Raw genomic sequence first — 23,208 nt, 5'->3', positions numbered from 1 at the left:
TCCTGAATGATATGCGAAACGAATAAATCTATTAAATTGTTAATTAGTCATCATTATGCAATTAAAATTAGTTTAAATCAATAACTATTTCCAAATATATTTAAAATTTATAAAAGTGTAATTATTAAATCACGTTGAATATTTATTATATTAATTTTTATGATTGAAAATGAGTAAATGAGTAATTTATATAAAAATTTCGTAAAGTAGTATAAAAAGAATGTGTTAATGTGGTGTTATTTGTTGAGCATTATAAAAAGAAAGTGTTATGATGTGTTAGGAATGTTTAAGACTTGGTACTAAAAAGGGAGTTCGAATGTATGAAATTAAAAAAACAAGAACGTCGCGATGCAATTAAAAAAGAAATTGAAAAAAACCCCTTTATTACTGATTTAGATTTAAGTATACTGTTTTCCGTAAGTATTCAAACTATTAGACTAGATCGTAAATACTTAAATATTCCGGAGCTAAGGAAGCGAATTAAATCAGTAGCTAGAAAAAATCATGAAAATATTCGCTCAATTGATGGTAGTGAAATCATAGGTGATGTAATTAATGTACAACCTAATCAAGAGGCAACATCAATCATTGAAATTGATGAAGATTCAGTATTTACAAGAAATCAAATTGCTAGAGGTCATGTACTGTTTGCACAAGCAAACTCCCTATGTGTAGCACTTATACATAAACCAACTGTATTAACAAAAGAAAGTAATGTGACGTTTTTAAAACCAGTTAAATTAAATGATACGGTACGTGCGGAGGCACAGGCTGTTGAAATTACAAACAAATATTATATGATCAATGTAAATTCTTATGTCAAAGGTAGCATTGTATTTCAAGGTACATTCAAAATGTATTATATAAGTGAGGATGAACAAAATGGTTAAAATAGCGATTGATATGATGGGTGGAGATGAAGCACCTGGAATCGTTTTGGAAGCTGTTAAAAAGGCTATAAATGATTTTAAAGATTTAGAAATAATATTATTTGGGAATCAAGCCCAATGTAATCTCAATCACGATCGTGTAGAAGTACGTCATTGTACTGAAGAAATTACCATGGAAGATGAACCAGTTAGAGCAATTAAACGTAAAAAAGATAGTTCAATGGTGCGAATGGCAGAGGCTGTGAAAGCGGGCGAAGCTGATGGCTGCGTGTCTGCAGGAAATACAGGCGCCTTAATGTCTGCTGGTTTATTTATAGTTGGTCGTATTAAAGGCGTAGAACGACCAGCTTTAGTTGTTACTTTACCTACTATTTCAGGCGAAGGCTTTGTATTTATGGATGTGGGGGCAAATGCGGATGCGAAAGCCGAGCACCTATTACAATATGCAAAACTAGGAAATATATACGCGCAGAAAATTCGTGGTGTTCAACACCCTTCAGTAAGTTTATTGAATATTGGTACAGAGGCTTCAAAAGGCAATACACTTACGAAGAAAGCGTATAGTCTAATGGAAGCACAGCAAGACTTTAAATTCACTGGTAATATTGAAGCGAAAGCACTAATGACAGGCGAAGCAGATGTAGTAGTAACGGATGGATATACCGGAAATATGATTCTTAAAAACTTAGAAGGTGTAGCAAAATCCATAGGTAAAATGCTTAAAACAACATTGTTAAGTAGCTTTAAAAATAAATTGGCTGCACTTGTTTTACGTAAAGACTTAAATGCTTTAACAACAAAAATGGATTATGCAGAATATGGCGGTTCAGTGTTATTAGGGTTGAATGGTATTGTAGTCAAAGCGCATGGTAGTTCAAGTGCGAAAGCTTTTTATTCAGCGATTCGCCAAGCTAAAATAGCTGGAGAACAAAAGATTGTTGAAACAATGAAAGAAACGGTGGGTGAAGGAAATGAGTAAAACAGCAATTATTTTCCCGGGCCAAGGTTCACAAAAAGTCGGGATGGCAAATGATTTATACGAACATAATGAAGCAGCAACAGAAATACTTAATCAAGCCCAAGCACAAATGGACTTCGATATATTAGAAACGATGTTTACAGATTCAGAAGAAAAATTAGGTCAAACGGAAAATACACAACCAGCTTTATTAACACATAGCTCTGCGCTATTACAAGCGCTTGAAAAATTAGATGCAGATTATACTATGGGACATAGCTTAGGCGAATATGTAAGCTTAGTTGCAAGCGGTGTACTTGCGTTTGAAGATGCAGTGAAGATTGTGCGTAAACGAGGTCAATTGATGGCTGCGGCGTTTCCTGATGGTGTTGGTAGTATGGCAGCTGTTTTAGGGCTAGATTATGAAGCGGTAGAAGAAATATGTCAAAAGCTATCTACCGAAGATGAAATTATCGAACCAGCCAATATTAATGCTCCAGGACAAATCGTTGTTTCAGGACATAAAACATTAATCGATCAACTTGTAGCTGAAGGCAAGGCGATGGGAGCTAAACGCGTGCTACCACTTGCTGTATCTGGGCCATTCCATTCTGCAATGATGCAAGTCATTGAGGCTGACTTCGCTACATATATCGATCAGTTTGAATGGCATGATGCTCAATTTCCAGTAGTACAAAATGTCCACGCTAAAGGCGAAACGGATGCAAAAGTGATTAAAGCGCATATGATTAAACAACTTTATTCGCCAGTACAATTCATTGAATCAACACAATGGCTTATCGACCAAGGCGTTGATCATTTCATTGAAATTGGTCCTGGTAAAGTACTTTCAGGATTAATTAAAAAGATTAATAGAGATGTAAAATTAACTTCAATTCAGACGCTAGAAGATGTGAAAGGATGGAATGAAAATGACTAAAAGTGCATTGGTAACCGGAGCTTCAAGAGGGATTGGACGCAGTATCGCCATCCAATTAGCCGAAGAAGGGTATAATGTCGCAGTAAACTATGCTGGCAGTAAAGACAAAGCAGATGCAGTTGTGGAAGAAATCAAAGCTAAAGGTGTAGAAAGCTTTGCAATTCAAGCGAATGTTGCAGTAGGTACTGAAGTCAAAGCGATGATTAAAGAAGTAGTTAGTCAATTTGGTTCAGTTGATGTGCTTGTAAATAATGCTGGCATTACACGTGATAATTTAATCATGCGTATGAAAGAACAAGAATGGGACGATGTTATCGACACAAATTTAAAAGGTGTGTTTAATTGTATACAAAAAGTAACACCACAAATGTTGAGACAAAAAAGCGGAGCAATTATCAATTTATCTAGTGTTGTTGGTGCTATGGGTAATCCAGGTCAAGCGAATTATGTTGCAACAAAAGCAGGGGTCATTGGTTTAACTAAATCATCTGCAAGAGAATTAGCTTCAAGAAATATCACTGTAAATGCTGTAGCGCCTGGCTTTATTGTCTCAGACATGACAGATGCTTTGAGTGATGAGTTAAAATCACAAATGTTAGAGCAAATTCCATTAGCAAGATTTGGAGACGATAAAGATATTGCTAACACTGTAGCCTTTTTAGCATCGGATAAAGCCAAATATATTACTGGCCAAACAATTCACGTTAATGGCGGTATGTATATGTAAATGCTTGTGGCATGTCTATAAACGACATGTTAGGGTGGAATCAGTGTGATAAGATATTTGATTATGCGATTATCGTAACATTTATAGCGCTTAATTTAGTTGTACGTCACCTATATAAAGTTAAGGTTAAAACTACAATAATATACGAAAATATACACTTATCCATCTAATTGCCACTTGTATTTCAATAGATAAAATGGGAAAATATAAAAGTCTATAATTAGACTTTTTAAAAGGAGGTGAATCGACGTGGAAAACTTTGACAAAGTAAAAGATATCATTGTTGACCGTCTAGGGGTTGACGCTGAAAAGGTAACTGAAGGAGCATCTTTTAAAGATGATTTAGGCGCTGACTCACTTGACATCGCTGAATTAGTTATGGAATTAGAAGACGAATTTGGTACTGAAATTCCTGATGAAGAAGCTGAAAAAATCAACACTGTTGGTGATGCAGTTAGTTTTATCAATAGCATTGAAAAATAATAAACAAATATCTGAGTCGTTGAAATTACGGCTCAGATTTTTTATTGGCTAAAAATAGTAGCGCTTAAGCAAAGAGAAATCTGTATAGGTATATTAAACATATTGAATTCGTGAATGGCAGTCATTAAATGACGGATAAAGCAAACAGTTTTTTCTTTAGTTTTATGTTGAAATCACGTAAAATATAAGGATGTATGGGTAGTCTAGCTGTAAATCTGAGGAGGAAAGAGATTGACCAATAATAAGAAAACAGAAATGGTTCAAGCATTCCAAAAAAGGTTTGCTCAAAAAATGCAAGAATTAGAATTGAATTTTAATCAAGTAGAATTATATCAACAAGCATTTTCACATTCTAGCTTTATCAATGATTTTAATATGGATCGTTTGGATCATAATGAACGATTAGAGTTTTTAGGAGATGCGGTATTAGAATTGACGGTTTCACGCTATTTGTTCGATAAATATCCAGAATTGCCTGAAGGTAATTTAACAAAAATGCGTGCAACAATTGTTTGTGAGCCTTCACTTGTAATATTTGCCAAAAAAATTCAGCTTAATGATCTTATTTTATTAGGAAAAGGTGAGGAAAAAACAGGTGGAAGAACGCGACCTTCACTTGTTTCAGATGCTTTTGAAGCATTTGTAGGCGCTTTGTACTTAGATCAAGGTTTACCATCTGTATGGAAGTTTGCTGAAAAAATTATTTTCCCGTATGTGGAGGATGATGAACTTGATGGGGTAGTGGATTTTAAAACGCAATTTCAAGAATATGTCCATCAGCAAAACAAAGGTGATGTAACCTATCGTTTAATAAATGAAGAAGGTCCGGCACATCATCGTTTATTCACATCAGAAGTCATTCTAGAGGATACTGCTGTAGCTGAAGGTAAAGGTAAGACTAAAAAAGAATCAGAACAAAAAGCAGCGGAAAGTGCATATAAATTAATGAAAAACAAAGGGTTATAACTTTGTAATGATGTCATACGAAATAAAGAATACGTTGTTATAAATCTTCTCACTGGCAATGTAATGATTAAGGAGCATAACATGGTATATTTGAAATCAATAGATGCCGTTGGGTTTAAATCTTTTGCTGAACATACAAATGTACAGTTCGATGAAGGAGTAACAGCAATTGTTGGACCGAACGGTAGTGGGAAAAGTAATATCACCGACGCAATCAAATGGGTACTAGGTGAACAATCAGCCAAATCACTTCGTGGTGCTAAAATGGAAGATATTATCTTCTCCGGAGCTGAACATAGAAAAGCTCAAAATTATGCAGAAGTAAGATTAAAGTTAGATAATAGTTCTGGAAAACTACAAATAGAATCACCTGAAGTGTTGGTTACACGTCGGTTATATAGAAGTGGTGAAAGCGAATACTATCTTAATAACGAACGTGCCAGATTAAAAGATATTGTGGATTTATTTTTAGACTCTGGCTTAGGGAAAGAAGCATTTAGCATTATTTCACAAGGACGTGTCGACGAAATATTAAATGCAAAACCTGTGGATAGACGACAAATATTGGAAGAGTCTGCAGGTGTGTTAAAGTACAAGAAACGTAAGGCAACTGCTGTACAAAAATTAGACCAAACTGAAGATAACCTTTCTCGAGTAGAAGATATTCTATATGACTTAGAAGGACGCGTCGAGCCTTTAAGAGAGGAAGCAGCAATTGCTAAAGAATACAAGCACCTTTCTCAAGAGATGGAAAAAAGTGATGTACTGGTTACAGTGCATGACATTGAACAATATAGTAAAAGTATCCATGAACTTGATGATAATCTGAACTTCTTAAAGAGCCAACAAGAAGCTAAAGATGCGGAAAAAGTACAACATACGCAAGCGCTAAATAAATATAAATCTGAGCGACAACAAATTGATAATCAAATAGAAACGTTGAACTTTCAATTAGTTAAAGCAACAGAAGATGTTGAAAAATATGCAGGACAGCTTAAGGTTTTAGAAGAACGGAAAAAGAATCAATCTGAAACAAATGCGAGGTTTGAAGAAGAGCAAGCGAGTTTAGAGCATCAATCACATACACTTAAAGAAGAACAGACAGAGGCACAGACAAAGATCGATCAATTAAAGCAACAACAAAAAGAATTGAATGAAAAAATACATTACTTTGAATCACAACTTTATGTTACAGATGAACAACATGATGAAAAGTTAGAAAAAATTAAAGATAACTACTATCAATTAATGTCTGAGCAATCTGATGTCAATAATGATATTCGCTTTTTAGAACACACAATTCAAGAAAATGAGTCCAAACAATCACGATTAGATTCAAGATTACTTGAAGCATATGAAGAATTGAAAAACATTCAAAGTGATATTAATGATGCAGACAAACAACGTCAAAGTACACAAAAAGAACTGAAACAGTCAGAGCAACAATTAAATAAATACGAACGCAAATTAACCGAACTCAAACAACAACAAGAAACATATGAAGAAAAATTACATCAAGCTTATCGTTTTAACGACAAGCTAAAATCACGTATAGATAGTTTATCTACACAACAAGAAGAATACAGTTATTTCTTCAACGGAGTAAAACACATACTTAAAGCTAAAAAAGATAAGCTTTCTGGTATACATGGCGCAGTAGCCGAAATTATTCAAGTGCCTTCGAAGTTAACGAAAGCGATTGAAACGGCGTTAGGTGCATCATTACAACATGTTATTGTGGATTCTGAAAAAGATGGTAGACAAGCGATTCAATATTTAAAGCAACATGGTTTGGGAAGAGCCACGTTTTTACCATTGAATATCATCCAACCAAGACAATTGGGTAGCGATATTTTAAAAATTGCACAAGAGACGCATGGCTTTATTAATGTTGCCGCACAAGCCATACAAGTTGATCAATCATATCAAAATGTAATACAAAACCTACTCGGTAATACGATTATTGTCGATGACTTAAAGCATGCGAATGAGCTTGCACGTTCAATTCGTTACCGTACACGAATAGTAACGTTAGAAGGGGATATTGTTAACCCTGGTGGTTCAATGACTGGCGGCGGTGATCGTAAAACGAAAAGTATTTTAGCTCAAAAAGACGAGTTAACAACTATGCGACAACAATTGGAAGACTACCAACAGCAAACCATTGAATTCGAAAAACAATTTCAAACAGTTAAAGCACAGTCTGATGAAATAAGTGAAAAATATTTTGATACAAGTCAAAGTTATAATCACTTAAAGCAAACAGTGCATGATTGCGAATTAGAATTAGATCGTTTACGTAAAAAAGAAGCCCATATCAAAGATGAGCATGAAGAATTTGAATTTGAAAAAAATGATGGATATCAGAGTGAAACGAGTAAACAAACACTCATAGATAAAAAGCAAAGATTAGACGAAATAAAAGCTCAATTACAACAATTAGAGCATGACATTGACTTGTACACTAAATTGTCTAAAGAAGGCAAAGAAAGTACAACACAAATGCAACAACAATTACATCAAAAACAATCTGATTTAGCTGTAGTAAAAGAGCGGCTCAATAGCCAACAACAAACGAAGGCAAGGTTAGAAAAACAGTTGCTTCATGCAGCAGATCAACAGCAGAAATTAGATGAACAAATAAGGTTATTTAACTCAGATGAAATGACTGGCGAAAAGGCTTTTGAAACCATTCAAAGTAGTATCGCGGAAAGTAAGGCAGATCGAGATAATTTGACGACGACACTTGAAGAAATTAAATCGCGTAGAATGGCTTTGAATGATACAATAGAAGCGACAGATCAGCAATTACAAGAAGCTCATCAAGATATTTTATCAATAGAAAATCGCTACCAAGACATTAAGTCTGAACAGTCTCGACTTGACGTGTTAATCAATTATGCTATTGACCACTTAAGTGAGGATTATCATTTAACTTATGAACGCGCGAGTCAATTATATGATTTAGATGAAGATATCGATGTAATACGTAAAAAAGTTAAATTAACAAAAATGTCCATAGAAGAACTTGGACCAGTTAATTTAAATGCTATCGAGCAATTTGAAGAAATTAATACACGTTATACATTCTTAGATGAACAACGTACAGATTTAAGAGCAGCAAAGTTAACACTAGAACAAATTATCGAAGAAATGGATCAAGAAGTAAAAGATCGTTTTAAAGAGACGTTTTTTGCAGTACAAGGTTATTTCTCAGAAGTATTTAAGTCACTGTTTGGTGGTGGACAAGCTGAGTTACGTTTGTCAGGTGATGATTATTTAACAGCAGGGGTGGATATCATTGTTCAACCTCCTGGTAAAAAATTGCAACATCTGTCTTTATTAAGTGGTGGAGAACGTGCGTTGAGTGCAATTGCTTTATTATTCGCAATCTTAAAAGTACGTTCAGCTCCGTTTGTTATCTTAGATGAAGTAGAAGCAGCATTAGATGAAGCTAACGTTATACGCTATGCTCAGTACCTTAAAAAATTATCAGATCAAACACAGTTTATCGTAATTACGCACCGAAAAGGGACGATGGAATTTTCAGATTGTCTATATGGTGTTACCATGCAAGAATCAGGTGTATCCAAATTGGTAAGTGTTAATTTAAATACGATAGATCAAGTCATGAAGGAGGAACAAGCATGAGCTTTTTCAAACGATTAAAAAATAAATTTTCAGGTTCAGATGAAAATCAACAACAAGATGAACAATTAGAGCAACTAGAAGCAGAACACAATAGTGATGAGGACAAAGATAAAACCTCAAAAAAACCTAAAAAATTAAAAGAAGCAGATTTTGATGAAGATGGCTTGATTTCAATTGAAGACTTTGAAGAAATCGAAGCGCAACAACTCGGAGCAAAATTTAAAGCTGGTTTAGAAAAATCACGTGAAAATTTCCAAGAGCAATTAAATAACTTGATTGCACGTTATCGTAAAGTAGACGAAGATTTCTTTGAAGCTTTAGAAGAAATGCTTATTACTGCCGATGTTGGATTTAACACCGTCATGCAACTTGTAGAAGAATTACGTGAAGAAGCACAACGTCGCAATATTTCTGAAACTGAAGATTTACGTGAAGTCATTGTGGAAAAAATTGTTGAAATCTATCATCAAGACGAGGAAAATTCTGAAGTAATGGATTTGGAAGATGGTCGTCTGAATGTGATCCTTATGGTGGGTGTAAATGGTGTAGGTAAGACAACTACGATTGGTAAATTAGCACATCGTTATAAATCTGAAGGCAAAAAAGTTATGCTTGCAGCTGGTGATACATTTAGAGCTGGTGCGATAGAGCAACTTAAAGTGTGGGGAGAGCGCGTTGGTGTCGAAGTGATGAGCCAAAGTGAAGGGTCAGATCCTGCGGCAGTGATGTACGATGCTATTAATGCAGCTAAAAGTAAAGAAGTAGATATTTTAATTTGTGATACTGCGGGACGTTTACAAAACAAATCTAATTTGATGAATGAATTAGAAAAAGTAAAACGTGTAATTGGGCGTGCTGTACCAGAAGCACCTCACGAAGTATTACTTTGCTTAGATGCTACTACTGGTCAAAATGCATTATCACAAGCAAAATCATTTAAAGAAGTGACAAATGTTACAGGTATAGTCTTAGCAAAACTAGATGGTACTGCTAAAGGTGGTATTGTATTAGCGATACGTAATGAACTACATATACCTGTTAAATACGTTGGCTTAGGTGAAAAATTAGATGACTTACAACCATTCAATCCTGAAAGTTATGTATACGGACTATTTGCTGATATGATTGAACAAAATGTTGATGAAGCTGACGAAATAGCAGCACCAAAGTCCGAAGATGATGACTTAGAAGGTAATTCCAATGAGTCAAAATGATTTAATTAAAACAATTCGAATGAATTATCTATTTGATTTTTATCAATCTTTGTTAACTGATAAGCAGCGTAATTATTTAGAACTATTTTATTTACAAGATTATTCTTTAAGTGAAATCGCTGATACTTTTGATGTGAGTCGTCAAGCAGTTTATGATAATATAAGAAGAACTGGCGACTTAGTAGAAGATTATGAAGAAAAATTGGGATTATATAAAAACTTTGAACAAAGGCAAGATATATACGGGAAAATGAAAGAACATATGAATGATCCAGAAAAAATAAAACAATACATTCAATCACTTGAAGATTTAGAATAGATGATTAAAAAGGAGGGTATTTGATATGGCATTTGAAGGATTATCCGATCGTTTACAAGGAACGATGCAAAAAATTCGAGGCAAAGGTAAAGTTACGGAAGCAGATATTAAATTAATGATGCGTGAAGTAAGATTGGCATTATTAGAAGCCGATGTGAACTTTAAAGTCGTAAAAGAATTTGTCAAAACTGTATCAGATAGAGCTTTAGGTTCAGATGTAATGAAATCATTAACACCTGGACAACAAGTAATCAAAATAGTGCAAGAAGAACTTACTCAACTTATGGGTGGAGAAAATGCTACGATTACTATGGCTAACAAACCGCCAACTGTTGTAATGATGGTCGGCTTACAAGGTGCAGGTAAGACAACGACAGCAGGTAAATTAGCACTGCTTATGCGTAAGAAGTATAATAAAAAACCAATGCTTGTAGCGGCAGATATCTATCGTCCAGCAGCTATTGATCAGTTACAAACTGTAGGTAAACAAATCGACATTCCTGTATATAGTGAAGGCGACCAAGTGAAACCACAACAAATTGTAGAAAATGCAATAAAGCATGCTAAAGAGGAACACTTAGACTTTGTGATTATTGATACAGCTGGGCGTTTGCATGTGGATGAAGCATTAATGGAAGAATTGAGTGATGTTAAAGAAATCACTAAACCAGATGAAATTATGCTAGTTGTCGATGCAATGACAGGTCAAGATGCAGTTAATGTAGCCCAATCATTTGATGATCAACTTGAAGTTTCAGGTGTGACACTTACAAAATTAGACGGCGATACTCGTGGTGGTGCAGCATTATCAATACGTTCAGTAACGCAAAAACCAATTAAGTTTGTGGGTATGAGTGAAAAGCTTGATGGTTTAGAACCGTTCCATCCTGAACGTATGGCATCTCGTATCTTAGGAATGGGAGATGTATTAAGCTTAATTGAGAAAGCACAACAAGATGTAGATCAAGATAAAGCTAAAGATTTAGAGAAGAAAATGCGCACATCTTCATTTACGTTGGATGATTTCTTGGATCAATTAGACCAAGTTAAAAGTCTTGGACCATTAGATGATATTATGAAAATGGTGCCTGGTATGAATAAAATGAAAGGCTTAGATAATTTGAATATGGACGATAAACAAATTGATCATATTAAAGCCATCATACAATCAATGACGCCAACCGAAAGAAATAATCCAGATGCATTGAATGTATCTCGAAAAAAACGTATCGCTAAAGGTTCAGGTCGTTCTGTACAAGAAGTGAACAGATTAATGAAACAATTTAACGAAATGAAAAAAATGATGAAACAATTTTCTGGTGGGGGCAAAGGTAAAAAAGGTAAACGTAAACAAATGGAAAATATGCTAAATGGCATGAACTTACCATTTTAGTTATTCGTTTGCTATAAATGAGTTGCTAGCTAGAAAATCAAATAAAAAAAGGGTGGTTTCCTAAAAATGGAAACTACCCTTTTTTATTGAATATGATATGTAATGATATATTACATTAGGCCAAGATGTTCGCGGAAAGTTGTACCATCGTAGGAGGATCTAAATAAATCTCTTTTTTGCATCTCAGGAATAATCAGATTTACAAAATCTTCCAAACTATTTGGAAGTACAGGGGGCATCAAATTAAAACCATCAGCCACGCCACAATCCATCCACAGTTCCATAGTGTCTACAATGTCTTTGGGTGTGCCAATTAAAGTTAAATGTCCACCACCAGCGCTAAGATAACCTAGCAGTTCTCTTAACGTAGGATTCTTGTCTTGGATGATTTCAAGTACGGTCTCATAACGACCTACAGGGCCTGTAAACGATTCAACCGGAGGTAATGGTGGGACAGGTTTATCTAATTCCCAGTTATGGCAATCTTGTTGTATGAAAAAGCTCAATTGCTTTAATGCAGTTTCAACTGGTAGCGCTTCGTCTAATTTTTGTTTTTTTGCATATGCTGCTTCATATGTCTCACCTACATATGTAACTAAACCAGGGAAGACCTTAATATGTTGCCTGTTTGGATCTTCACTCAGTAACTGTTCGTCTAGTTTTTGGCGAAAGGCCTTTGCTTGTTTTAAATTCCATGCAACAGCATAAACAGCATCAGCATATTTGGCAGCTAGTGCTATACCTTGGCTCGATGCACCCGCTTGCATTGCTACTGGTTTGCCTTGAGGGCTACGAGGTGTAGTAGATGGACCTTTTACATTAAAGTACTTTCCTTCGTGATTGAAAGGATGTATATGTGATGAATGAATTAAATGATTGTCTTTACGGTTATGTGAAAAATCATTAGGGTCCCAAGAGCTAAATAGCTTATTCATTAGTTGAGCAAATTCATGAGCTTTTGCATATCTTTCCTTGCGAGGTGGAAGTGCTGGCATATTATGATTAAAAGCTTCTAAATCAGTCATTGAAGTGACAAGGTTCCAACCTACACGGCCTTGAGTAACATGGTCTAAACTTAAGAGTTGACGAGATGCTGTAAAAGGATTAGAAAATGTACTGGAAATGGTGGCTACTAAGCCAATGTGATGAGTTACTTGGGAAATTGCAGTTAAACTTACTATAGGGTCGAACCAAAATGCTGGCATATCGCTTTGAGACTTTGCTGGGAATGAATGATTGTCTGCAAAGAACACAGCATCAAATAAGCCTTGCTCAGATATTTGTGCTAGCTCTTGATAATAGGATATATCTCCTACACGTTCAACGCTTGAATCAGGCATTAACCAAGCAGCTTGGTGATGACCACAAGCATATATTAATATACCAATATTGAGATGTTTCTTAGAATCTATAGTCATTACGAGATGCCTCCAAATTTCAAATTATTAATTCATCGTTAAACCGCCATCAATGGTATAGTTCTGTCCTGTTATACCTTTTGCTTGATCAGATACTAAATAGGCCACCATATTGGCAACATCTTGTAGAGCAGTAACTTTTTTCAAAGGTGTTGTCTGTGCAATCAGATCAAATACTTCGGCAGTTGTGGCAGCACTGGCATCTGTGGTTTTTAATAAGCCGCCTGATACAACATTAGCTGTAATGCCAAACTGACCTAATTCTGCTGCAATGTTACGTGTTAACCCGATAAGGCCAGCTTTTGCTGTTGTATATTCATGATAAGGTACCACAGGATTTTGATATAAATTAGTACCAATAGAAATAATGGCACCAGATTGTCTTTCTAAAAATTGAGGTAATACACTTTGAGTGACGTTAAATGCTGATTTTAAAGTGCCATTGAGTTGTTGCTGATAATCATCCCAAGATAAGTCTTTGAAAGATTTTTGCTGCGTAGGATCAAACTTGAACCCAACTAATGCATTATTAACTACCGCATCGATATGACCAAAACGTTCTGTAGCTTGTACTATTAATTTGTCGACATCGTTTCTATTTGTAACGTCAGCTTGAATAGCTATCGCCTGATGTTCGCCAAGCTCAGTTACTAGTTGCTCAGCCAGTACTTTATTTTGAAAATAATTAATAATAACGTTATATCCTTGTTGAGATAATGTTTTAACAATAACTGCACCTAAACCTCTACTACTGCCAGTTACTAGTACTGTTTTATTCATATAAATCACTCCTATTCAGATGTTTACTAAATAAAAAAACACAACCTTCACTATAGAAAGTTGTGTATGAAAAAATAACAGTATATTAATAGTAGAAGCGTTGTCTCTAAAAAATACGAAATCATTCACACTTTCCTCCGCTAGATTTAGCTAGATCAGGTTCAAAGGGTTTGAGTAGAACTCATCTCAGTTTAAAACACCCCTAGTGCTATTATTATTTAATTTATCTTCAATGTATATTTTATATATTCAGATGTCAAGTGGTGCTCTTGAAGACACACAGGAAAGTGATGCGTTAGATGGAAGCTAGGAGAAAGACCATAATGATGTTATAAGTAAATTACATTTCACTTGGATTGTTTATCGTATGCACTTTAGTAAAATGACATAAAAGCTTTCATATTGCTGTTTAATAAGGGCTTGACGATAATTTTTGAAAAAGGTCAAGAAGAAACTCTTTACAAATGTAGGAAGTACTGTTATTATTATCTCTTGTAGAAAATAAAAATTATGAACATACAAAGGAGAGAAAATAAATGGCAGTTAAATTACGTTTAACACGTTTAGGTTCTAAAAGAAATCCATTCTATCGTATCGTAGCAGCAGATGCTCGTGCGCCACGTGATGGTCGTAACATCCAACAAATCGGTACTTATAACCCTAACAGTGTGAATGCACCAGAAGTTAAAATCGACGAAGAATTAGCACTTAAATGGTTAAAAGATGGAGCTAAACCTACAGATACTGTACACAATATCTTATCAAAAGAAGGTATCTTGAAGAAATTCGACGACCAAAAATAAGCTTAAACTTATGTCACAAATATATCATTTGTAAGAGTACCGACTCAGGTGCTCTTTTTTTAAATGCTAAAAATGATGCATTTAATATTAGAAATGGTATTGAAAGCAAGGCACACACTTAATCGCTTGTTCTTGTCTTAAATTTATAATTTCCAACGTTGATTGATAACTAAGATGGATTTATCCATGTTATAATGAGTAGCGTAAAAAATAAAACATACATAAAAATTAGGGACACCTAGGATATATATTTTATCGGAGGAACATATATGAAAGTTGAAGTAGGAAAAATCGTTAATACACATGGCGTCAAAGGTGAAATTAAAATTAAATCAGATTCTGACTTTACAGAAACGCGTTTTCAACCTGGTGAAGTCGTGCAAATTGAACGTGAAGGAAAAGAACCGCTTGAATTTAAAATTGCTTCGTATCGTATGCATAAAGGGTTACATATGCTCACTTTTGAAGGCATTAATAATATCAATGATATTGAATATTTAAAAGGTGAAACGATAGTGCAAGAACGTGATCATGAGGAAATTGAATTGGGTGAGCATGAGTATTTTTATTCAGATATTATTGGGTGTACAGTCTTTGACGATGAGGATACGCCGATTGGTCGGGTAACAGAAATATTTGAAACCGGTGCAAATGATGTATGGGTTGTCAAAGGTGATAAGGAATATCTTATTCCCTATATTGCAGATGTCGTCAAAGATATTGATGTTGAAGGTAGAAGTATAAAAATCACACCTATGGAAGGGTTATTAGATTAATGAAAATTGATTATTTAACACTTTTTCCAGAGATGTTTGATGGTGTGCTAAATCATTCTATTTTAAAACGTGCTCAAGAAAAAGGAATGTTAGACGTTAATACAGTGAACTTTAGACATTTTGCTGAGAATAAACATAACCAAGTAGATGATTATCCATTTGGTGGAGGACAAGGGATGGTATTGAAGCCGGAGCCTATATTCAATGCTATGGATAGCATTGAACAAACAGAGGACACACGCGTCATCTTAATGTGTCCTCAAGGACGACCGTTTAATCAACAAATCGCACAAGAGTTGAGCGAATCAGAGCATTTGGTATTTATTTGTGGACATTATGAGGGTTACGATGAAAGAATAAGAGAACATCTGGTTACTGATGAAATATCAATGGGAGATTATGTACTCACAGGTGGTGAGTTACCGGCAATGGTCATGACAGATGCTGTAGTTAGACTATTACCGGGCGTTTTAGGTAATCAGCAATCCCATGAAGATGACTCATTTCAAGATGGACTACTAGAGTTTCCTCAGTATACACGTCCACGTAGTTATAAAGATATGGGTGTACCTGATGTATTGCTATCTGGTAATCATGCACACATCGAAACATGGCGTCACGAACAAAAAATCTTACGCACATTTGAAAAACGTCCTGATCTATTAGAATCTTATACCTTAACCGATAAGGATAAAGATATAATAGAAAGATATAAAAATCAATTGAAAAAAGACTGACAGTGTGCTAATATATTTTAAGTGTGCGACACACGAAAATCACTATGGTCCGCTGCTATATTTTGTCAAGGCAAGAACATAGGTTGAAGGAGAGAAAAATAATGAGCAATCACAAATTAATTGAAGCAGTAACTCAATCGCAATTACGCACAGATATACCTTCATTCCGTCCAGGTGACACTTTAAGAGTTCACGTACGTATTATTGAAGGTACTCGCGAACGTATCCAAGTATTCGAAGGTGTAGTTATCAAACGCCGTGGTGGAGGTATCTCAGAAACTTTCACTGTACGTAAGATTTCTTCAGGTGTTGGTGTGGAACGTACATTCCCATTACACACTCCAAAAATCGAAACGATCGAAGTTAAACGTCGCGGTAAAGTCCGTCGTGCTAAATTATACTACCTACGTGAATTACGTGGTAAAGCTGCTAGAATTAAAGAAATTCGTTAATCAGCATAATAAGCATGAAAAAACGGTTCCTAATTTAGGAACCGTTTTTTTTGTGCATATATTTCGTTCGAATTCATATGATATAAGCTCACGCTGTTAAAAAATAAGTATCAGTGTATCTAGTAAAATGACGATTTAACTAGATACACTATATGGAAGTCGTTTATATGAATATTTATCATATGTTTGAATATGATTTAGATTTAATGAATTTTGCGAAGATGATACTTAATATTATGCCTATGATACTGAGCGTGATTAAAATATATAAGTAAGGTGGTGTGTATCTTAATTCTATATTTTCTTGACCCTTTTTGACTGGGATGACAGTCATGATACCATTGCCTTTTTTGACAGGAACGGCTTTTCCATCAACATTTGCATGCATGCCGTCACGATATGGTATGGGCAAAACAAGATATCCATTATCATCAATGTCTTTTTTTATGTTGTAACCATTACGTTGTTTTGCAACGTTCACTTCGTCTAAATCTTGAGACGCTTGTTTGAGTGTATGATAATCTTCGCCATAAATCCCCTTGATATTAAAGCGATATTTACCTTTAGGTAGTTTGATGTTCAAATCTTCGTTTGCTTTAACACGCATGGTAACAGGTGAAACAAAACGACGATATTTATATGATAATTCATTACGTTGTTGTGTATAGTCGTTTAAGCTAACGCTGTGCGCTTTATCTGGTGATAAAAGTTCGACATCCATTTCGACATACATATCTTTATATTTGTATGCGAGAGAAGGGGGCAAATGATATGTTACGCCACCATTATCATTAGTAACGATTAAATTATTTTTATCATCACGGTGTGCATCTTTTAATGAAACAGCACTATGACTTAATAAGTTTTTATTTGGCTTGAAATCACTATTTGCCTGTGTATTTTGGCCGTTAAACACGACGCCTTGTAACATAGCTTGTTCTTGATCCATAGGTGATTTAAGTTGCTTTGAGCTATAAACTTTATTCGTGATGTGTGCACTTGGATAAGGAATTTGATTCGTAGAATGAATAAAGAATTCATTATGTGCATGCTTGATCACATCCTCAGACTCAAAACCATATGTCATATTTAAATCTTGCGGACGACGTATTCGATCATTCACATCCCACAAAGCCATTAAATTGGCTCGATTATTAAACAACCTGTAGGTACTATTTTTATCTATTTGCATATTGATTTGTAGCGTTTTGTCATAATATTTTAGTATTTCACCATCGAAAATACTGGAGTAAAGAGCAATGCCATTAAAATGATAAATCATTGGTGAATTTAGGCCATATTTTGACATATAGTCGATTCTACTAAAAGGATCTTTGTCATGTCGTTGAGTGATGTCTTCAATTTTTTTAGCTAATTTCGGACTTTTATAGGATGAATCCTTTATTGCTGATAATGTAGATTCATATCCTTTCACATTATTCGTATGATGATTTGAAAGAATTAGTCCTTGTTGAATAACAAACAATACCAATAGTATAGGGAACCAACGCTTGTTGAAAAGCCTTCTATTGTATAGTAATATACCGAGATAAACCATGATAATGAGACACGCGACCATCCAAGTCATTTTTTCATTTTTAACAATTAGCGTCATCACTAACATGATGAGTATCGAGGGGACAGCAGTTTTGACATAAGTATAAAATGTCAATTCTGATATATGTTGAATATAGAGTGCGATTAATCCAGCTGTTGTTAGTGCAAAAATGTATACCCAACGACGTTCTGGAGTCGAAAATCCATTAAACATACTATCAAAATATGGCGTTAGAGAACCGATAAGCATTACCCAGGTCGCAATCGCAAATAATTTATAATAATAGTGTCGATATAATTTGAATGATAATAAAGCCTGTAAAGCAATAATTGAAACTGTTATATAAAAACCATTTGTGAAAAAATGTTTTTGACGTGCAAAATCAGTGAATAAAGGTATTTTAAAGTGAGGATTGCTGACTCTATCATTATGTAAAAATGAAGAAACGCCAGTATAGAAGCCCCATATACTTACCAATAAACTTAATGCTGCTGCTACAGGTATCACCCATAGTTTTTGTTTTCTTGTCACAATATCTTTGGGATGTGGATATACAATTCTATATATGTAATAAGCAAAAAGGACGATAGCTTCATAATAACTAAAATAGAAATTTGAAAATAGAGTTAATGCTATTGCAAAAATAAACAATCCGATTTTCTTCTCTCTATTAAAACGTTCAATCGCCCATAAAGATAATGGTAAGAAAATAAGTAAATCCCCATAGTAAGACCATGTAAAATTAAAGGAGATTACTGTAGTTGAAGCACCATATAGTAGGGAGGCAAGAAAAACAATGCCACCTTTGAATTTTAAGTATCTAAAATAATAAAAAGCAATTATAAATGTTGCTACACTCTTGAAAAATGAAACAATTAATTGATTACTTGCCCAAAATGCAATTGAATGAGGATTGCTATTAAATACAATATCTGAAATCCACACAAAAATAAAATTTATAAAAGTAATAGGTGATGTTGCATAGTAATAAGATAGGTCTTTAATATAATCGCCACCTAAACCAAAGGATTGATCATAAAATCCTTTGAATTGGCTTAAATGTTCATACAAGTACATTTGGAACGGCATCATTTGTCTATAACCATCGCCAGAACCGCTAAAGACAATACCTTGAGACAAATAGCGATATATGTATGGTGAGAATAAAAGTAGGGCAACTGCTATTCCCATTGAAGCGATGCAAATAAAACGTGTAACTTTGTGAGACCAAAGTCTATTAAACATGGCCATACCTCATCTCTAACAAACTCCTTTTTAGATAATTTATTTGCGTATTAAATATTATTCTTTCTTCTAAAATATACCCAGATAGCACTTGCGATAATACATATGCTAGAAATAGCAATCATTGTATACCAATACTTTGGTCTATATTGAATTACAATTTCTTTATTGTCTTTTGATACAGGCACACCTGTCATCATATAATTAACTTTAAAGGGTTTTACTTTTTTACCATCTATATATGCATACATCCCCTTTCTATAAGGTGTATTTATAGAGGCGATACCCTTTTGGTGTTGTCCTAAATGAACTTTAATACCATTTTTAATGTTTTTATAATGATGATCAAAATTACTTGAATGATGCGCTTTGATTAGATTTTGATAGTTTACACCATGTAGTGCTTTGATATCCACTTCGTAATCACCACCGGGGGAAAGGTCAATATTTATATTATCATTTTTATCTGGCTGAGTTCTATACAATTGTGTATATACCCCAGTACGATAAGTAGAGTTATTAAATAAACGACTGTTTACATATCCATTAACATTCACTGAAAAATTACTATCCGGGTGACCACGTTTAACGAATAGTGTTACATAGAAGTCTTTATAACGGTTACTTAACTTTTTAGGAACATGAATTTGAATACGACCGTTTGATTTAGCAATGTGAATAAGATGTTCTTTTTTATGCTTGATATCATGATATGTGATATGACTCTGATTAAGTAAATTCTTGGCTTTATGAGGATAAGATTGCCCATGGTGATTTAACACAACGCCATCAATCATTGCATGTTCTCTATCTATAGGATTTTTCAATTGTTTAGCATCATAAACTTTATCAGTAATCCTTACAGAAGGAAGCGTTAAAGTATTTTTATATATTTGGTATTGTCCATTACTTTTGATTTTTTTGAAATACCTCGGGACATTATCTTGATAATTTTTAATCATTAAATAGCGTACCGAAAATAAACTGGCAATATTTTGTCGACCATTTGTTGATTGATATATACTTACAGATTCTTTTTGCATATTAATTTTTAATGCATCGTAATAATAATCTAAGATATGATGATCAAAAATACTAGAGTATAAGCTCATACCTTTAAAATGCTGGTACATAGGCGTATTATCTTGATCATTTACTCTCCAATCTATACGCTCATCATCTCCTGTGTGTTGCTTCATTGTATTCACTAAGCGTTGTTGTAAAGGAGAGTCGTATAGGCTTTCAGTCGCATAACGCACATTACCACGTTGAATGTGATCTTCATAGTAAATTTGATTGCGTATAAATACAATAGATACAAGTATTGATAATATCATGATAGATAAAATGAAAAGTTGTGTTAAGTTGACCCGCACATAAGGTTCATTAACTAACAAAATAAGTAATCCTATTAAGCTTATCACTGGCACAAACCATATCCACGCGACAAAATCATCATAATACCATGCACTCACAAATACACAAGTTAGCCCAATTAACGTAGAAAAAATATAATTTTTTATGGATAATGTACGAAAATGTTTTGTATATAACGCGATTAATATTGCTGCGTTAAAAGCAATTAAATAGTGCCAACGCTTTTGTGGTGCCGATAAACCATTAAATAACTGATCGATAAAAGGAAAGAAACTGGCACAAATAGATAATAAAGTAAGAAAAGCAAATAATCTATAATAATAGTGTTTGTATAATTTAAAGGATAAAAGAGCTTGAATAGTAATAAAAAGGATCACAATTAAATAATTATCATAAAAGAGATTGGTATTTTGATTGAAGTGTTCTAATAAATCCACATCGCCTTTAAATGAAACACGTCTATTGTTTAAATAACTTTCAATACCATGAAAAAATATAAATAAACTACTACCTAAAGCGAGTAATGAAGATAGCGAAAGTGTCATTATAGCTTTTCCTCTTGGGATGATATCTTGTCTATGACGAAAAATGATGCGAATAATAAAATAAAGTAAACCAGTCAATAATTGGTAGTAGGCAAAGTAGAAATTGTTAATCAATGATATGGTTACGACTATAATAAAAACACCGATTTTACCACTTTTTAAAAAACGTTCAATTGACCACAATAATAGTGGTAACCAGATGAAAATATCACTAAAAAATGGCCAGTATACCGTAAATCTAAAGTATAAGGGCGAAATGACAAAGATAAATGCGGCAAGCATTGCTACTTTACGATTTAAGGCTATGTACTTCACATAAATAAAAGTGGCAAGCATTGCAATGGTAGATTTAATGACGGAAACAATCAGCGCATTAGTCATCCAAAACATGACAGCGGAAGTATCCATAGGGATAAAAGTCTTAAGCATGACAATGATTAGGATGTTGAAAATAAATATGATATTAGTTGAAAAATAATAACTTAAATCAGTAAAAAAGTCACCACCCAAACCAAAGTCAGAAGAGTAGAACCAATTACCATGACTCCAGTTATCATACAGGTACATTTGGATAGGAACCATTTGTTCCATCCCGTCATTTGGTCCTGTAAATAAGACGCCATCATAGATGAATCTATATATAACATAACTGTGACCGATTATTGCGAGAAACATAAATAGTGATATGTAAAAAATCTTGCGCTTCATAAAAAGTATCTCCCGTTATATGTAATAAATATAATCCTATTGTAACGATTTTTCTTTAAATAAGATAAAAAGAACTATTGATTTATATTAAAACATACATATATTTAAAAAACAGGTATTTGAAAAATTAATAAGTGATTATGATGACAAAAGTATTTTATTTATAAAGTATGAATGTTAATCAATACAAGTTTAAGTATTTATAGATAATTGAGGTGCATTGTTGAATAATGTTGTAAAATTGAAGATAAGTCGATGATAGTGTGATTATTATATTTAAGTAGATATTGCTAACGTGTTATGATTTCATAGTCTGTTGTTAATTCACATAAGAATTAAGTAAATAAATATAAATAATTGACGTTTCATAAATAAAAAACGAATTAAGAAAGGTGATATATATGGTAATTCAATGGTATCCAGGTCATATGGCTAAAGCAAAAAGAGAGGTTTCCGAGCAATTAAAAAAAGTTGACGTGGTATTTGAACTTGTAGATGCACGTATTCCTTATAGCTCACGAAATCCTATGATTGATGAAGTTATTCAACGCAAACCACGCGTAGTCATATTAAATAAAAAAGACATGGCCAATTTAAAAGAATTGGAAAAATGGGAAGCATTTTTTAAAGATAAAGGGTATTTTCCTGTAGCAATTGATGCAAAACATGGTAAAGGATTAAAGTTAGTAGAACAAGCTGCGATTAAAGCTACAAAAGAAAAATTCGAAAGAGAGAAAGCCAAAGGATTGAAGCCACGCGCAATTAGAGCGATGATAGTAGGCATTCCAAATGTTGGCAAATCGACACTTATTAATAAATTAGCAAATAAAGCAGTTACTAAAACAGGGAACACACCGGGCGTAACGAAACAACAACAATGGATTAAAGTAGGGACTTCATTACAATTACTTGATACTCCAGGTATTTTATGGCCGAAATTTGAAGATCAGTTAGTTGGTAAAAAATTAAGTATCACTGGGGCGATTAAGGATAGTATCGTTCATTTAGATGAGGTAGCCATATATGGCTTAGAATTTATGAAAGCACATGACTATGAAGGCTTAAAAAAACATTATGATGTTGATGTCTCTCTAGAAGCAGATAATATTGAGTGGTTTGATGCAATAGGTCGTCGAAGAGGCATGTTGAGACGCGGTAATGAAATAGATTATGAAGCAGTAATAGACTTAATTATTCATGAAGTACGTAATGCCAAGATAGGCACGTATACGTTTGATATCGTAAATGAAATGGAAGTGTAAGGGCCA

At 34.0% G+C, this 23,208-nt stretch carries 19 protein-coding genes and 1 riboswitch; of the genes, 15 read left to right on the top strand and 4 right to left on the bottom strand.

Annotated features, from left to right (window positions below):
- Window positions 1–320: 320 nt before the first annotated feature.
- The 10 genes from fapR to ffh all read left to right on the top strand — a co-directional run bounded on the left by fapR (window position 321) and on the right by ffh (window position 11,541).
- Window positions 321–890: a transcription factor FapR gene (gene fapR / locus QMO72_RS08490; protein WP_069824264.1), complete on the top strand. Its 570-nt coding sequence runs from the start codon at window positions 321–323 to the stop codon at window positions 888–890.
- Window positions 883–1,869 carry a phosphate acyltransferase PlsX gene (gene plsX, locus QMO72_RS08485; protein WP_103267850.1) on the top strand — a complete coding sequence of 329 codons (987 nt, stop codon included), beginning with the start codon at window positions 883–885 and terminating at the stop codon, window positions 1,867–1,869. The genes fapR and plsX overlap by 8 nt, the downstream gene beginning before the upstream one ends.
- Window positions 1,862–2,788, top strand: coding sequence for an ACP S-malonyltransferase (fabD, locus tag QMO72_RS08480; RefSeq protein ID WP_103267849.1), 927 nt, complete (start codon window positions 1,862–1,864; stop codon window positions 2,786–2,788). Before plsX ends, fabD begins: the two co-directional genes overlap by 8 nt.
- Window positions 2,781–3,515, top strand: a complete 735-nt coding sequence (gene fabG / locus QMO72_RS08475) for a 3-oxoacyl-[acyl-carrier-protein] reductase (RefSeq protein ID WP_103267848.1) — start codon at window positions 2,781–2,783, stop codon at window positions 3,513–3,515. Before fabD ends, fabG begins: the two co-directional genes overlap by 8 nt.
- A gap of 249 nt (window positions 3,516–3,764) precedes the next feature.
- Complete coding sequence (locus QMO72_RS08470; RefSeq protein ID WP_046836224.1) at window positions 3,765–3,998, top strand: acyl carrier protein; 234 nt, start codon at window positions 3,765–3,767, stop codon at window positions 3,996–3,998.
- A 255-nt stretch (window positions 3,999–4,253) separates the two neighbouring features.
- Entirely contained in the window at window positions 4,254–4,964 is a 711-nt protein-coding gene (gene rnc, locus QMO72_RS08465; protein ID WP_433963175.1) for a ribonuclease III, read from the top strand.
- A gap of 81 nt (window positions 4,965–5,045) precedes the next feature.
- Window positions 5,046–8,615 carry a chromosome segregation protein SMC gene (smc, locus tag QMO72_RS08460; protein ID WP_103267846.1) on the top strand — a complete coding sequence of 1,190 codons (3,570 nt, stop codon included), beginning with the start codon at window positions 5,046–5,048 and terminating at the stop codon, window positions 8,613–8,615.
- Window positions 8,612–9,829 (top strand): signal recognition particle-docking protein FtsY, encoded by a 1,218-nt coding sequence (ftsY, locus tag QMO72_RS08455; RefSeq protein WP_103267845.1) that lies wholly within the window; start codon window positions 8,612–8,614, stop codon window positions 9,827–9,829. Before smc ends, ftsY begins: the two co-directional genes overlap by 4 nt.
- The gene (locus QMO72_RS08450) at window positions 9,816–10,148 is read left to right on the top strand and encodes a putative DNA-binding protein (protein ID WP_046836228.1); all 333 of its coding nucleotides are present in this window, start codon (window positions 9,816–9,818) and stop codon (window positions 10,146–10,148) included. Before ftsY ends, QMO72_RS08450 begins: the two co-directional genes overlap by 14 nt.
- Window positions 10,149–10,173: 25 nt before the next feature.
- Window positions 10,174–11,541 (top strand): signal recognition particle protein, encoded by a 1,368-nt coding sequence (ffh, locus tag QMO72_RS08445; protein ID WP_069824257.1) that lies wholly within the window; start codon window positions 10,174–10,176, stop codon window positions 11,539–11,541.
- A 110-nt stretch (window positions 11,542–11,651) separates the two neighbouring features.
- On the opposite strand, the gene QMO72_RS08440 is transcribed toward ffh, so the two are convergent.
- Together QMO72_RS08440 and QMO72_RS08435 are read right to left on the bottom strand one after the other, a co-directional pair.
- Window positions 11,652–12,959 (bottom strand): LLM class flavin-dependent oxidoreductase, encoded by a 1,308-nt coding sequence (locus tag QMO72_RS08440; protein ID WP_103267844.1) that lies wholly within the window; start codon window positions 12,957–12,959, stop codon window positions 11,652–11,654.
- A 27-nt stretch (window positions 12,960–12,986) separates the two neighbouring features.
- Window positions 12,987–13,739 carry a 3-oxoacyl-ACP reductase gene (locus QMO72_RS08435; protein ID WP_103267843.1) on the bottom strand — a complete coding sequence of 251 codons (753 nt, stop codon included), beginning with the start codon at window positions 13,737–13,739 and terminating at the stop codon, window positions 12,987–12,989.
- Window positions 13,740–13,854: 115 nt separating this feature from the next.
- Window positions 13,855–13,953, bottom strand: a riboswitch (TPP riboswitch).
- A 322-nt stretch (window positions 13,954–14,275) separates the two neighbouring features.
- On the opposite strand from QMO72_RS08435, the gene rpsP reads away from it, so the two are divergent.
- The 4 genes from rpsP to rplS all read left to right on the top strand — a co-directional run bounded on the left by rpsP (window position 14,276) and on the right by rplS (window position 16,507).
- The gene (gene rpsP / locus QMO72_RS08430; RefSeq protein ID WP_069824254.1) at window positions 14,276–14,542 is read left to right on the top strand and encodes a 30S ribosomal protein S16; all 267 of its coding nucleotides are present in this window, start codon (window positions 14,276–14,278) and stop codon (window positions 14,540–14,542) included.
- 269 nt (window positions 14,543–14,811) lie between these two features.
- Window positions 14,812–15,318 (top strand): ribosome maturation factor RimM, encoded by a 507-nt coding sequence (gene rimM / locus QMO72_RS08425; protein ID WP_069824253.1) that lies wholly within the window; start codon window positions 14,812–14,814, stop codon window positions 15,316–15,318.
- Window positions 15,318–16,055: a tRNA (guanosine(37)-N1)-methyltransferase TrmD gene (trmD, locus tag QMO72_RS08420; RefSeq protein WP_103267842.1), complete on the top strand. Its 738-nt coding sequence runs from the start codon at window positions 15,318–15,320 to the stop codon at window positions 16,053–16,055. Before rimM ends, trmD begins: the two co-directional genes overlap by 1 nt.
- Window positions 16,056–16,156: 101 nt before the next feature.
- Window positions 16,157–16,507: a 50S ribosomal protein L19 gene (rplS, locus tag QMO72_RS08415; protein WP_046836235.1), complete on the top strand. Its 351-nt coding sequence runs from the start codon at window positions 16,157–16,159 to the stop codon at window positions 16,505–16,507.
- A 178-nt stretch (window positions 16,508–16,685) separates the two neighbouring features.
- Here rplS and QMO72_RS08410 read toward each other — a convergent pair whose 3' ends face one another.
- Window positions 16,686–19,310: a YfhO family protein gene (locus QMO72_RS08410; RefSeq protein WP_103267841.1), complete on the bottom strand. Its 2,625-nt coding sequence runs from the start codon at window positions 19,308–19,310 to the stop codon at window positions 16,686–16,688.
- 50 nt (window positions 19,311–19,360) lie between these two features.
- A complete protein-coding gene (locus tag QMO72_RS08405) occupies window positions 19,361–21,940 on the bottom strand; it encodes a YfhO family protein (protein WP_103267840.1) in 2,580 nt (859 codons plus the stop codon).
- A 401-nt stretch (window positions 21,941–22,341) separates the two neighbouring features.
- Here QMO72_RS08405 and ylqF point away from each other — a divergent pair, with 401 nt between their 5' ends.
- The gene (gene ylqF, locus QMO72_RS08400) at window positions 22,342–23,202 is read left to right on the top strand and encodes a ribosome biogenesis GTPase YlqF (RefSeq protein ID WP_103267729.1); all 861 of its coding nucleotides are present in this window, start codon (window positions 22,342–22,344) and stop codon (window positions 23,200–23,202) included.
- Window positions 23,203–23,208: the final 6 nt, after the last annotated feature.

Source organism: Staphylococcus casei, assembly GCF_030294405.1.
In the GTDB taxonomy this organism is placed as follows: Bacteria; Bacillota; Bacilli; order Staphylococcales; family Staphylococcaceae; genus Staphylococcus; species Staphylococcus succinus.
Note: the sequence above shows the minus strand (reverse complement) of the source record. Positions and strands in the feature narration are given on the sequence as shown.